14 protein-coding genes are annotated in these 11757 nt (G+C 65.1%); 8 read left to right on the top strand and 6 right to left on the bottom strand.

The genetic code is table 11. The annotated features are described in order from the left end of the window. Window positions 1-251 precede the first annotated feature (251 nt). The 3 genes from bufA2 to C5689_RS15075 all read left to right on the top strand — a co-directional run bounded on the left by bufA2 (window position 252) and on the right by C5689_RS15075 (window position 2232). Window positions 252-512, top strand: a complete 261-nt coding sequence (gene bufA2, locus C5689_RS15085; protein ID WP_108918084.1) for a BufA2 family periplasmic bufferin-type metallophore — start codon at window positions 252-254, stop codon at window positions 510-512. 86 nt (window positions 513-598) lie between these two features. Continuing rightward, the gene (gene bufB / locus C5689_RS15080; RefSeq protein ID WP_108918083.1) at window positions 599-1444 is read left to right on the top strand and encodes an MNIO family bufferin maturase; all 846 of its coding nucleotides are present in this window, start codon (window positions 599-601) and stop codon (window positions 1442-1444) included. After that, complete coding sequence (locus tag C5689_RS15075; RefSeq protein WP_108918072.1) at window positions 1441-2232, top strand: HvfC/BufC family peptide modification chaperone; 792 nt, start codon at window positions 1441-1443, stop codon at window positions 2230-2232. The genes bufB (C5689_RS15080) and C5689_RS15075 overlap by 4 nt, the downstream gene beginning before the upstream one ends. A gap of 16 nt (window positions 2233-2248) precedes the next feature. Here C5689_RS15075 and C5689_RS15070 read toward each other — a convergent pair whose 3' ends face one another. Genes C5689_RS15070 through C5689_RS15055 form a run of 4 tightly spaced genes read right to left on the bottom strand, consistent with a single transcriptional unit; the run spans window position 2249 to window position 4700 of the window. Then, on the bottom strand, window positions 2249-2722 hold the full coding sequence (locus tag C5689_RS15070) for a DoxX family protein (protein ID WP_108918071.1): 474 nt from the start codon (window positions 2720-2722) through the stop codon (window positions 2249-2251). Continuing rightward, window positions 2719-3498 (bottom strand): HvfC/BufC N-terminal domain-containing protein, encoded by a 780-nt coding sequence (locus C5689_RS15065; RefSeq protein ID WP_244594729.1) that lies wholly within the window; start codon window positions 3496-3498, stop codon window positions 2719-2721. Before C5689_RS15065 ends, C5689_RS15070 begins: the two co-directional genes overlap by 4 nt. Beyond that, a complete protein-coding gene (gene bufB / locus C5689_RS15060; protein ID WP_108918069.1) occupies window positions 3495-4364 on the bottom strand; it encodes an MNIO family bufferin maturase in 870 nt (289 codons plus the stop codon). Before bufB (C5689_RS15060) ends, C5689_RS15065 begins: the two co-directional genes overlap by 4 nt. A gap of 51 nt (window positions 4365-4415) precedes the next feature. Next, window positions 4416-4700 (bottom strand): BufA1 family periplasmic bufferin-type metallophore, encoded by a 285-nt coding sequence (locus C5689_RS15055; RefSeq protein WP_108918068.1) that lies wholly within the window; start codon window positions 4698-4700, stop codon window positions 4416-4418. 408 nt (window positions 4701-5108) lie between these two features. On the opposite strand from C5689_RS15055, the gene C5689_RS15050 reads away from it, so the two are divergent. The 3 genes from C5689_RS15050 (at window position 5109) to C5689_RS15040 (ending at window position 7156) form a co-directional block, all read left to right on the top strand. Beyond that, on the top strand, window positions 5109-5975 hold the full coding sequence (locus C5689_RS15050; protein WP_108918082.1) for a 4-(cytidine 5'-diphospho)-2-C-methyl-D-erythritol kinase: 867 nt from the start codon (window positions 5109-5111) through the stop codon (window positions 5973-5975). Beyond that, window positions 5972-6775 (top strand): 23S rRNA (guanosine(2251)-2'-O)-methyltransferase RlmB, encoded by an 804-nt coding sequence (rlmB, locus tag C5689_RS15045; protein ID WP_108918067.1) that lies wholly within the window; start codon window positions 5972-5974, stop codon window positions 6773-6775. The genes C5689_RS15050 and rlmB overlap by 4 nt, the downstream gene beginning before the upstream one ends. Before the next feature lie 78 nt (window positions 6776-6853). After that, complete coding sequence (locus C5689_RS15040; RefSeq protein WP_108918066.1) at window positions 6854-7156, top strand: hypothetical protein; 303 nt, start codon at window positions 6854-6856, stop codon at window positions 7154-7156. On the opposite strand, the gene C5689_RS15035 is transcribed toward C5689_RS15040, so the two are convergent. After that, complete coding sequence (locus tag C5689_RS15035; protein WP_108918065.1) at window positions 7153-8046, bottom strand: LysR substrate-binding domain-containing protein; 894 nt, start codon at window positions 8044-8046, stop codon at window positions 7153-7155. The genes C5689_RS15040 and C5689_RS15035 overlap by 4 nt on opposite strands. A 196-nt stretch (window positions 8047-8242) precedes the next feature. Between C5689_RS15035 and phnA the strand changes: the two genes are divergently transcribed. Together phnA and pstS are read left to right on the top strand one after the other, a co-directional pair. Next, entirely contained in the window at window positions 8243-9460 is a 1218-nt protein-coding gene (gene phnA / locus C5689_RS15030) for a phosphonoacetate hydrolase (protein ID WP_108918081.1), read from the top strand. Between the two features lie 14 nt (window positions 9461-9474). Beyond that, window positions 9475-10542 (top strand): phosphate ABC transporter substrate-binding protein PstS, encoded by a 1068-nt coding sequence (gene pstS / locus C5689_RS15025; protein WP_244594728.1) that lies wholly within the window; start codon window positions 9475-9477, stop codon window positions 10540-10542. On the opposite strand, the gene C5689_RS15020 is transcribed toward pstS, so the two are convergent. Continuing rightward, window positions 10509-11705, bottom strand: a complete 1197-nt coding sequence (locus C5689_RS15020; protein ID WP_108918063.1) for an acyltransferase family protein — start codon at window positions 11703-11705, stop codon at window positions 10509-10511. The genes pstS and C5689_RS15020 overlap by 34 nt on opposite strands. Window positions 11706-11757 lie beyond the last annotated feature (52 nt).

Raw genomic sequence — 11757 nt, 5'->3', positions numbered from 1 at the left:
GCGTGGTCTCCTTCCAGCGCTCCAACGCTGGAATCAGCCGGGTTCAGCACCCCGGAGACTACGCCAACCCAATTCCAACCAATCCCGCGACGGCACCCGCGCGTACGGGCGCTCCCGTGAAAAAGTTTTCCGTCGATCGGCGCCGACGGTGTAACTTCGATCTCCGATGGACGTATAAATTGCGGGCGAGCTCGGACTTCCGAGCTCGCAGAATCGCTTTTTCGAGCGATCGAATGTCCAAGGAGACCAGAATGAAAACCAATATCGTTTCAGGCGTCTCGATTGCCGCCGCGGCGGTCGCCCTCGCGGTGAGCGGCGCCGCCGTCGCTCCGGCGCTCGCCAAAAAGGCTCCCGTTCATTGCGCGGGCATCAATTCCTGCAAGGGCGAGAGCGCCTGCAAGACCGCGAGCAGCGCCTGCAAGGGTCAGAACAGCTGCAAGGGCCAGGGCTGGCTGCCGGCGAAATCCGCCAAGGCCTGCAAAGCCAAGGGCGGCACGGTCGCCGAAATGTGATCGCTTCGGCGCGGGCGGCCATCGAGCGCGCGCCCGCGCCACTTTCGATCATTTCATGAATGACGCTCGCGGCCAGGGGGATCGACATGAGCATTCCGTCGTCGCTCGGTTTCGGACTCGGGCTTCGATCGATCTATTATCCCGACATTCTGGAGCACGAGCCCAACGTCGATTGGTTCGAGATCATTTCTGAGAACTATATGATTCCGGGCGGACGGCCGCTCGCTATTCTCGAGTGCATTCGCGCCGACTACCCGATCGTCATGCATGGCGTCTCCATGTCGCTCGCTTCGAGCGATCCGCTCGATTACGCCTATCTCAGAGAGCTGAAATCGCTCGCCGAGCGCATCGAGCCCGCATGGATATCCGATCATCTCGCCTGGACCGTGGTTCACGGGGCCAATCTGCACGACCTCTTGCCCATTCCCTATACGCGAGAGGCCTTGGACCATGTCGTCGATCGCATCCGACGCGTGCAGGATTTTCTCGGTCGTCGGCTCCTCGTCGAAAATGCGTCGACCTATGCGACCTTCCAGGATTCCGAAATGGAGGAATGGGAGTTCGTGACGGAAATGGCGGAACGCGCCGACTGCCTGCTCCTGCTCGATGTGAACAATATATTCGTGTCCGGCTTCAATCATGGATTCGACGCAGAGAGCTTCATCGAATCGATCCCCATCGCGCGCGTGGCGCAATTGCATCTGGCCGGCCATGGCAGCTATGAAACGCATAAGATCGATACGCATGATCAGCCCGTCTGCGAAGAGGTGTGGCGGCTCTATGAGCGGGCACGCCTGCGCTTCGGCGACATCTCGGCCATGATCGAGCGCGACGACAATTATCCGCCTTTCGACGAGCTGCTCGCAGAATTGGAGCATATGCGCGAAATCGCGCGGACGGCCGACGATGTCCGCTCGCGGAGCGCGACATGACCTTGCGTGAGATCCAGGAGCGATTTCAGACGAGCGTGCTCGCGGGGCTCGCATCTGGACAGGCCGCTATTCTCGACTCGCTGCGAGATTCTCCGCGCACGGATCGCGCGACCTTGTTCGCCGTCTATGTGGACGCCTATCGCCTCCGCCTCGCCGAATTCGTCTCGACCGATTTCGCCGTGCTGCGCGACTATATGGGAGACGAGGCCTTCGGCTCGCTGGTCGAGCAATATATCGCTACAGGGCCGTCGCATCATCGCAATGCGCGCTGGTATGCGTCGCGTCTGCCCGAATTCATGCGCGAGAGCGCGCAATGGCGCAGCGACAGGGCGGCCTGCGATCTCGCTCTGTTCGAAAAAGGTCTCGCGGATGCGTTCGACTCGGTCGACGCTCCTGCGCTCGCCATCGACGCGCTCGCCGCCGCCGAGCCGGACGACTGGCCGAGACTGGTCTTCGAGTTTCATCCGAGCGTCGCGGTTCTGGACCTCGCGAAAGGCGTCGCCCGCCTCTACAGCGCTCTTTCCGACGGCGGCGAGGCCGAGCGCGCCGATCCCGATGACGATGAGACCATTCTTCTCTGGCGCAGAGACGACGAGCCCGTCTATCGTGAAATCGCCGCGGACGAGCGTCTCGCGCTCATAGAGGCGAGAGCCGCAAAGAGCTTCGGCGATATTTGCACGCTTCTCGAATTTCAGAACAATGACGAGACGCTGCTGCAGCGCGCCGCCGGCTTTCTCGCGCAATGGTTCGCGGACGGCATAGTGACGAAAATTTCGCTGTCCACATGACGCGCCCGCGCGCCGATTACGCGCGCGCGCATCGCCGCGGCAGGAGATGATCGAGCGATAGGACGCCGGGTCCACGCGCGACAATGAGCAGCAAGCACGTCGCCCAAACGCCATGCGTCGGCCAGGCGTCCGGGTAGACGAAGATTTCGATCACCAGCGTCATGGCGAGAAGCGCCGCGGCCGAGAGCCGGCTCGCGAGGCCGAGAATGAGCAGAGCCGGAAAGACATGCTCCGCGACCGCAGCGAGATGCGCCGCGACTGTGGGATCGAGCAGCGGCAGCTTGTAATCTTCCTTGAAGAGATAAATGGCGTTTTCCGAGACGCGCCACCCCTCGACCTTCGTCTGTCCCGATTGCCAGAAGACCGCCGCCGGGAAAATGCGCGCGCCGAGCGCGATCACGGAATAGGGAATTCGTTCGAGCTCGCCGATCACGCGTTGCGTGAGGACGCAGAGCGAGAATCCCGTCGGCGCATTGGCGGAATCATTCATGTGTCACCTCTGAATGCCGTGAAAAATCCTGATGCGAGCGCTTCGACGAGCGCCGCCGCGAGATCGAATGCCGGCTGCTCGGCAGTCGCCGCGCTCACCGCTTCGCCGAATTCGGCGCCCGCCGCGAGGCGCCGGAGAAAAATCGCTCCGCCCGGCGCGAGACGGCGAGTCTCGACGCGCAGGCGCGGACGCGTCACGAGAGCGTCTTCGGCCGCCCAATGATCGAGCGTCCCGGCCTCCGCTTCGCCGGCGTTCATCGACCATATCGTCACCATCGGGTGATCGGACCGCAGCACAAAGGCGGATGGGTGAATGTCGAAAGTGAGCTCCGCCAGACGATCGGGAGACACCAGAGCCAGCGATTGCGGCGACAGCGGCTCGACATCGGCCGCGTGATAGGCGCGCACGCGCGCATCCTCGAGGCGCGCCACATCGGAGAGATAGGGCAGCTCCTTCGCCGGCGGAAAGCTCGCGACGAAATCCGGGAAGTCTTCGCCATATTCGAGCAGCGCCGCAGACGTCGGCGGACGCCGCAAGACGAACTCGCGCGCCATCGCCGCAAAAAACGCCTCTCCCACGAGACGTTCGACGGCGGGAAAGCGCGTCGCCAGAGCGCGAACGAGTCCGCCGATCACGCTGTTGCGATAAACGTCGAAGCGATCGCCGATTGCGCCCTTCTCGCAAATGAGGGACGAGGGCGCAGCGAGGCTCGTGTCGAGCAGCGCGGCGGCGAATTGCGCCTGCGCGCTGTCCCACATGCCGCCGGCCTCTGTCACGCCGCCCGCCGCGAGACGCCGTCGAGCGCGGATTGCGCTCGTTGCGCCTCATGAGAGAGCGCGGCCCATTCGGGCGTTTCATTGTCCCATTCGATCAGCGTCGCGACGGGCCCCGTCCGCGAGAGCGTCTGCTCGTACAGCGCCCATACGGCCTCGACGACAGGAGCGCAATGGGCGTCGAGCAGAAAGCGCTCTCCAGCCGCGTCGCGCGTCTCGAAATGGCCGGCGAGATGGATTTCGCGCACATGAGCGAAAGCGAAACGCGACAGCTGCTCCGCAGCGTCGAAGCCCTTGTTCGTCGCCGTCACATAGATGTTCTCGACGTCGAGAAGCAATCCGCAGCCGCTGCGGACCGCAATTTCGTCGAGAAACTCCGGCTCGGAAATCTCCGACTGCGCGAAGGACAAATAGGTCGCAGGATTTTCCAGCAGAATCTGCCGCCCGAGGAAGCTCTGAACCGCGTCGACTTTCTCGATCACCCGCTTCAGCGTGTCGCGATCATAAGGCAAAGGCAGAAGGTCGTTGAAATAGACGCCGCCATACGTCGACCAGGCCAGATGTTCAGAAACGCTCGCTGGCTCATAGCGGTCACAAAGCCCCCGCAGCCGTTCCAATTGCCGCTTGTCGATCGGCTCGCTCGAGCCGATCGACAGGCCGACGCCATGGATCGACAACGGATGATCCTGCCGAAGACGACCGAGCGAGCGATGCGGCGGCCCGCCCGCGCCCATATAGTTTTCGGCGTGAATCTCGAAGAAGCCGATAGAGGACGGATCTGCGAGTATCGCGTCGAAATGCGCCGGCTTGAAGCCGACGCCCGCGCGGGCGGGGAGAAGCGACGAAAAAGTCGAGGCGATTTCGTCCATGCTCCTCTCCGCGCCATCTCGCCGCTCGATCGTAAACGTCCGTCAAAAAAATCAGGTCCGCCGCTTGAGCGCTTCCAGCGAGCCATTGCCGAACGGCGTCTTTATCGATGCGCAAGTTCCACGCGGAACATATTTCCAGGCGTTGCCTTGATAGTCGATCTTGGACGATCCCGCGCAGGTCGTCCCGGGGCCGGCGGCGCAGTCGTTCTGGCCCTTGAGGGCGACTCCGTAGCACTTTTCCTTGCCGTCTTCCTCAGCGGGAGCGGCGGAAGACAAAAGAGTGAGCGCAGTCGTGAGCGATCCGACCAAAGCGAGATTGAAAGAACGACGGTCCATCTTATTTGCTCCTCAAAGGCGCCGAATGCCGGCCTGCAAATCCCTATACGTTCGATTTGCGGGATTGTTACGGGCTCTCTATTCCCGGTGCAAGGCGCCGGGAAACTCCCCAGCGACTTCGGCCGCGACGAACGAAGCGGGCGATGCGGCCGCCGGCTACGATAGGCGCGCCGCGCATCATTCGCGATCCGCTCGATGCGCGCTCGAGAGTTCCGCTCGCGCCTCGATATGATGCGCGGCGCCGATCGTCGTCAGCGACGCCGAGGCCGCGCGAATCCGCAAATGAGGATGGCGCTCCGCCTCCCGACGGGCCCAAAGGCGCGGTTCTTGACAGGGCGGGCGCGGCCGGCGCATCTGTCGCCCGCTTCCGGCGCGCCCGGATCGTTCCAGCCCGAGACATTGGAATTCATGCTCGCGACGCGCGCCCCCGCCAAGATCAATCTGACGCTGCATATTCTCGGCCGGCGCGCCGACGGCTATCACGAGCTCGAGAGCCTCGTCGCTTTTTCCGGCGCCGGCGACATTCTGCGGCTGGAGCCGGGCGACGACCTCTCCCTCGCCGTCGACGGCCCCACCGCCGCCGCGGCCGGCCCAATGGGCGATAATCTCGTGCTGCGCGCCGCCCAGCGCCTCGCCGAGCGCGTCCCCGGCCTGCGTCTCGGCGCCTTTCATCTCACCAAATATCTGCCGGTCGCGGCCGGCATAGGCGGCGGCTCCTCGGACGCCGCCGCGGCGCTTCGCCTGCTCGCCCGCGCCAATGATCTTTCTCTCGACGATCCGCGCCTGCTGGAGGCGGCCCGCGCCACCGGCTCCGACGTGCCGGTCTGCCTTTCTCCGCGCGCGCGCTTCATGCTCGGCCGGGGCGAGACGATCGGCGAGCCCCTCGGCCTGCCGCCGCTGCCGGCCGTGCTGATCAATCCCGGCGCGCCGGTCGAGACGCGCGGCGTCTTCGCCCGCCTCGGCCTCTCCCCGGGCGAGCGGACCGGCGCAGCTCCGCATCCCGATATCACGGCGGCGCTCGGCGCCGAGGGGATAGCGGCGGCGCTGCGCCGCGGCCGCAACGATATGGAAGACGCCGCCTGCGTCGAGGCGCCGGTCATCGTCGACGCGCTCGCCGTTCTCTCGGCCGCCAAGGGCTGCCGGCTGGCGCGAATGTCCGGCTCCGGCGCGACCTGCTTCGCCCTGTTCTCGACCCGCCACGCGGCCGCCCGCGCCGCGGCGGTGATCCGCCGCCAGCACAGCGGCTGGTGGGTCAAGACCGCGGCGCTGCGATGAGCCGCCCGCCCGCCGGCAAGGATCGCGGCCGCCGCCCGCCGCCGCCGCGTCATCCGCCCAAGGAGGAGACGCCCTTCCGCCGACCCGCGGCGGATGTCGTCGTGCTCTATGGCGCCCATGCGGTGCGCGAGGCGCTGATCGCCGGACGGCGCAAATTGCTGGCGCTCTATGCGACGGAAAACGCCGCCGAGCGCATCGCCCCGCTCGCCGCCGCCGCCGGCCTGACGCCGAAAATCGTCGAGGCGCGCGCGCTGTCGCAGCGGCTCGGCGAGGAGAGCGTCCATCAAGGGCTGATGCTGGAGGCGTGCCCGCTGCCGGAGGCGGATATCGCCGACATAGAGCCAAAGAGCGGACTCGTCCTGGTCCTCGATCAAGTGACCGATCCGCATAATGTCGGCGCGATCCTGCGCACGGCGGCGGCCTTCGCCGTCGATGCGCTGATCGTGACCGAGCGGCACAGCCCGGATTTCACCGGAGTGCTCGCCAAGGCCGCCTCGGGCGCGCTCGAGCATGTGACGATCGTCTCCGTCGTCAATCTCGCCCGCGCGCTCGAGCAATTGGCGGAGCGCGATTTTCTGATCGTCGGCCTCGATTCGGAGGGTCCGCAGCCGCTGGAGGCGAGCCCTTTGCGCAAGCCGCTGGCGCTGGTGCTGGGCGCCGAAGGCAAGGGCCTGCGCCGTCTGACGCGCGAGCGCTGCGATATTCTCGCGCGGCTCGACATGCCAGGGCCGATCAAGAGCCTCAATGTCTCCAACGCCTGCGCCGCCGCTCTGATGGCGCTGCGCCTTCGCCTCGGCTGACCGAAAACGCCTCCGCTTGCCCCGCGGCGGGGCGGTTCGATGTAAGGGCCGGATCGAATTCGCGAAGGAGGAGACACCATGCGCAAGCTCGCGCTCTTTTCGACGAGCCTCGTTCTGCTCCTCGGCGGCGCGGCCATCGCCGAGCAGCAGATGACGCAGCGCGGCCGCACCTCCGGCCCCGCCACCGGACAGAATGTGACGCCGAGCACGGTGACGCAGAAATCCGTCGAGGGACGCTCCAGCTTCATCGATGAGAACGAGGGGTTCGCCCTGGACGCGAGCGCCCTCGCCGCCGGCGCGCCGGGCGTCGAAGGCAAGCCGGGCGCGCAGAGCGGTCCCGCCCCGCGCGGCCGCGGCGGGACCTCGAAATTCGTGTATTAAACCCCTCGTTCCGCGGCGTTCGCGGCTTCGGCGAGCCACAGCACGAAACGCTTCGCCATCGGATAGCTCTCCGAATGCGGATCGATGAAGGCGACATGGCGCGGACCGGGCGCGACGATCTGCGGGAAAGGCGCGGCGAGCGATCCTTCCGCGATTTTTCCCATTGTCAGCTCGATCGGCCCGACAGCGACGCCCTGCCCGTTGAGAACCGCCATCAGCGCCGTGTGGAAATGGCCGAAACGACGCACGCGCCATTTTTGCAAGGGCGGCAGGCGCGCGACCTCGAGCCATCGCTCGGTCTCGCCCGGCCGCGTGTCGCTGACGGCGAATGTCTCGCCGAGGAGAGCAGCGACGCCGCGCGCGGCGAGCGTCTCCGCTCGGCGACGGGTCGTCAGCAGCGTGAGCGACTCTTGCAGCACGGAAGAGGACTCCCAATTGCCGATCTGCTCGGAGCCGCGCATGATCGCGACATCGAAAAAGGCGAGAGCGGGATCTTCTCCGGTCTGACGCGTCTGCACATGCACATCCACATCGGGATGCAGCGCATAGAATTGCTCGAGCCGCGGCACCAGCCAATGCATCGCGAAAGTCGCATGGGCGAAAACTTTGAGACGCCGGCGCGCCGTCGCGACGCGTCCCATGGCCGCATCCATACGCTCGAAACTATCGGTAATGATGGCGACGAATTCGCGCGTTTCGTCGAGCGGCCGCAGACGTCCGCGATCACGCTCGAACAATGCGCGCCCGAGCCAATCCTCCAGCGCGGCGATCTGCCGGCTCACCGCGCCATGAGTGACGCCGAGCTCCTTGGCGGCGTTGGAGACGCCGTCGAGCCGCACCACGGCCTCGAGCGTCTGCAGCATTTTCAGCGGTAGCGGCTTGCGCGCCATCTCGTGTCACTCACTCTCTCATAGACCGTATCATGTGATGAACATCCTGCGGATGCGACGCTTTTGTGAAGCATATCGGCTCCGCTCACAGGGGCTGTGAGATTTATTCGTTTCGAGATGACTTCCCCGCCTGATAGATGAACCAGCGCCGAAGCGAAGTCGCCAATGATGCGACGAGAGAATGCGGGGCGCGAAAATGACATCCGAAATCATCGTCAACGGAAGGCGCTACGCCGCGCCCTCCGAGCCGACCGTCGTCGTCTGCATCGACGGATGCGAGCAGGAATATATCAATCAGGCGATCCGCGCCGGCGTCGCGCCTTTCTTCGCCAGTCTCGGCGAGCGCGGCGCCGTGCTGACCGGCGATTGCGTGATGCCCTCCTTCACCAATCCCAATAATCTCTCCATCGTGACCGGCGCGCCGCCGAGCGTTCACGGCATATGCGGCAATTATTTCTTCGATCCCGAGCAAGGCGTCGAAGTGCTGATGAACGACGCGAAATATCTGCGCGCGCCGACGATCCTCGCGGAATTCTCCAAGGCCGGACGCAAGGTCGCCGCAGTGACGGCGAAGGACAAGCTCAGCGCTCTGCTCGGCTGCGGCCTCGAGGGCGTGCGCTTCTCCGCCGAAAAAGCCAATGAGGCGACGCTCGCGCAAAACGGCGTCGACGATCTTCTCGCCGAGGTCGGCCTGCCGCTTCCCGCCGTCTATAGCGCGGAATTGTCGGAATTCGTTCTCGCCGCCGGCGTCTGGCTGATGAAGACGATGCGGCCGGACATCATGTATCTCTCGACGACGGATTATGTGCAGCACAAGCATGCGCCCGGCACGCCCCTCGCCAACACCTTCTATGCGATGCTCGACAAATATCTCGCGCAGCTCGACGCGATGGGCGCCGTCATCGGAATCACCGCCGATCACGGCATGAACGCCAAGACGGATTCGATCGGGCGCCCCAATATTCTCTTCCTGCAAGACATATTGGACGCGCGTTTCGGCGCCGGAACATGCCGCGTGATCCTGCCGATCACCGATCCTTATGTCGTGCATCACGGCGCGCTCGGCTCCTATGCGACCGTCTCGTCGCCCGCGTCCTTGCTCGCGGAAGTGACGCAATGCGTCGCCGCGTTCGAAGGCGTCGATCATGTGCTCGACAATCGAACCGCCTGCGCGCGTTTCGAATTGCCCAATGATCGCGTCGGCGATCTCGTCGTGCTGGCGAAACGCCTCTTCACTCTCGGAACGTCCGAAAAGAGCCATGATCTTTCCGGATTGACTGCGCCGCTGCGCTCGCATGGCGGCCTCTCGGAGCAGCAGGTTCCGCTGCTCCTCAATCGTCCCGTCAGACGCGAGAGCAATGCGCGCCTGCGGAATTTCGACGTCTTCGCGCTCGCGCTCAATCGCGTGATCTGACACGCGCGGCATTCATGATCCTTTCTCTCGCCACAGGACGAACGACCATGCGTAACGCCTGCAGCATTTTCATCATCTCAATCGCCGCCATCTCCTGTCTCGACGCCGCGCGCGCCGAGACGTCGCTCTCTGGAACGGGCTCCGCCTTCGCGGCGGCCATCTACACGCGCTGGGCGCAGGAGGCGAAGCCGAGCCTCGGCGTGCAAGTGAATTATCAGGCGACCGGCTCCGGCGTCGGCCAAAAGCAGGCCGCCGCGGGAACCGTCGATTTCGGCGCCTCTGATGTCGCCATGGAAGCAAAGCGCATAGAGGAAGCCGATCTTCTGCAATTTCCGACCGTCGTCGGCGGCCTCGACGTCATCGTCAACATTCCCGGCGTCGGCCCCAATGCGCTGAAGCTCGACGGACCGGTCATCGCCGATATCTATCTCGGCGCCATCACGCGCTGGAACGATCCGCGCATCGTCGCGCTCAATCATGGCCTCGCGCTTCCCGATCTGCTGATCATTCCGATCCATCATTCCAACGCTTCTGGAACGACCTTCGCGCTGTCGCGCTATCTCTCCAAGGTGAGCGAGGCGTGGAAGACGCGCATGGGCGTCGCGCTGACTCTGGAATGGCCCAGCGGCGTCGGCGTGCATGGCAGCGCCGGGACGGCGGGCGAGGTTCCGCGCACACTGGGCTCGATCGGCTATGCCGAGAATTCCTATGTGACGACCAATCATCTCGCGCCGGCGAAGCTGCTCAATCGCGCCGGCAAATATGTCGCGCCCAGTGAAGAGAGCTTCGCCGCCGCGGCGGCCAATGCGGATTGGGCGGCCGCTGATAATTTCGCCGTCGATCTCACCAATATGCCGGGCGAGAAAAGCTGGCCGCTGGTGACGGCGACCTTCGTGCTGGCGCCCAAAGCGCCGGCCAAGGCGGAGCGGACGGCCGCGCTGCTGAAATTCTTCGATTGGGCTTTCGCTCATGGCGACAAGGCGGCCAAAGCCCTGCAATATGTTCCGCTGCCCCATGCGGTGAAGGATCAGATCAGAGCCGCCTGGCGTCAGAAAGCGGCGTTCCGTTCTGCGCGCGACTGACGATCCCCTGGGTTTGTCTCAACTCCGGCGCATCGGCTCACGACCGGCGCGCCGCGAGGGGCTCGCAGCCGCCGCAGCAGCCAGCCGCGCACGACATCGGTGCGCCGCTCGAACAGGAACCAGACGGCGGCCGCATAGATCAGCGCGACCGCCATGAGAATGGCCATCTGCCCGAGGACGGCGAGGCCGGGCTGGCTCCGCGCCGGCGCGAGCAGCCAGAACCACAGCATCAGCAGCAGCGGAAAATGCACGGCGTAGAGCGTGTATGAGATTTCCGAGACGCCATGCGCCGCGGCGGCATAGAGACCGCCGATGGACGGAAAGGCGGCGAGATCGCGCAGCCAGAAAGCGATGGCGCAGCCGAGCGCTATATCGCCGAGAACAGTGCGCGACATATGCGAGACGCCGAGCGCCGCGAGCGTCGCCAGAGCGCCGGCGAGCGCACGCGCGAGCGAGGGACGCGCCGGATTATCCGCGGCGAGCGCCCCGGCGAGCCAGGGAAGCCCGAGCAGAGCCAATTCGCCCGGCAGCAGAGCCAGCGCCAGCGCGCCCGCCGCCGCGCAGAGCGCGCGCATGATCGGCGCGCGATGGAAAAAAGTGAAGGCCAGCAGCGGAAAGACGAGATAGTACCAGGCCTCGTTGGCGAGGCTCCACAAAGGCCGGTTGGAGCCGAAGACCGGCGTCTCGATCGTCTGCAAGAACAACAGATTGCCGAGGAGCGTCACCAGCGAATGGGTGGCCGGCTCGCGCGCCGTGGGGCCGCTCTCGAGGATCGCCGCCAAAGCGCCCTGATAAGCGCCGGCCGGCCCCAGCAGGGCGCCCAACGCGTCCCAAAGCGCCGTCAGCGCCAGCGCCGGAACCAGCACGGTCCACAGGCGTGAGAGTCGCGCGACGCCATAATCGGCCAAGGAAAAACGCCCCGCCCGCATCGCCGCCAAAGTCGAGCCGCCGACGAGAAAGCCGCTGAGCGCGAAAAAGGCGATGACGCATTCATGGCCGAGGCCGCCGAGCGCGAACAGCAATTTGTCGAAGAGCCCATGCCGCGCCGCCTCGGCATAGGGGACGACGAGCAGCGCCCGCAAATGGCTGATCACCACGCCGAGCGCGCAGAGGCCGCGCAGCATGTCGAGATGCTGGAGACGAGGTTTTCGGGAGAGGTCCATTCTGATCCGCCGAGGGGTGCGCGATTCGCGCGTCTTCGAGACCAGAGAATTA

The sequence above is a fragment of the Methylosinus sporium genome (assembly GCF_003113265.1).
Lineage (GTDB): Bacteria > Pseudomonadota > Alphaproteobacteria > Rhizobiales > Beijerinckiaceae > Methylosinus > Methylosinus sporium.
The sequence above is the reverse complement of the archived record's forward strand: the minus strand, read 5'-3'. Positions and strand labels throughout refer to the sequence as shown.

What these genes read in the sequence shown, in the direction of transcription:
- bufA2 (WP_108918084.1), top strand. Translation starts at nt 252, where the DNA reads ATGAAAACCAATATCGTTTCAGGCGTCTCGATTGCCGCCGCGGCGGTC.
- bufB (WP_108918083.1), top strand. Translation starts at nt 599, where the DNA reads ATGAGCATTCCGTCGTCGCTCGGTTTCGGACTCGGGCTTCGATCGATC.
- C5689_RS15075 (WP_108918072.1), top strand. Translation starts at nt 1,441, where the DNA reads ATGACCTTGCGTGAGATCCAGGAGCGATTTCAGACGAGCGTGCTCGCG.
- C5689_RS15070 (WP_108918071.1), bottom strand. Translation starts at nt 2,722, where the DNA reads ATGAATGATTCCGCCAATGCGCCGACGGGATTCTCGCTCTGCGTCCTC.
- bufB (WP_108918069.1), bottom strand. Translation starts at nt 4,364, where the DNA reads ATGGACGAAATCGCCTCGACTTTTTCGTCGCTTCTCCCCGCCCGCGCG.
- C5689_RS15055 (WP_108918068.1), bottom strand. Translation starts at nt 4,700, where the DNA reads ATGGACCGTCGTTCTTTCAATCTCGCTTTGGTCGGATCGCTCACGACT.
- C5689_RS15050 (WP_108918082.1), top strand. Translation starts at nt 5,109, where the DNA reads ATGCTCGCGACGCGCGCCCCCGCCAAGATCAATCTGACGCTGCATATT.
- rlmB (WP_108918067.1), top strand. Translation starts at nt 5,972, where the DNA reads ATGAGCCGCCCGCCCGCCGGCAAGGATCGCGGCCGCCGCCCGCCGCCG.
- C5689_RS15040 (WP_108918066.1), top strand. Translation starts at nt 6,854, where the DNA reads ATGCGCAAGCTCGCGCTCTTTTCGACGAGCCTCGTTCTGCTCCTCGGC.
- C5689_RS15035 (WP_108918065.1), bottom strand. Translation starts at nt 8,046, where the DNA reads ATGGCGCGCAAGCCGCTACCGCTGAAAATGCTGCAGACGCTCGAGGCC.
- phnA (WP_108918081.1), top strand. Translation starts at nt 8,243, where the DNA reads ATGACATCCGAAATCATCGTCAACGGAAGGCGCTACGCCGCGCCCTCC.
- pstS (WP_244594728.1), top strand. Translation starts at nt 9,475, where the DNA reads ATGATCCTTTCTCTCGCCACAGGACGAACGACCATGCGTAACGCCTGC.
- C5689_RS15020 (WP_108918063.1), bottom strand. Translation starts at nt 11,705, where the DNA reads ATGGACCTCTCCCGAAAACCTCGTCTCCAGCATCTCGACATGCTGCGC.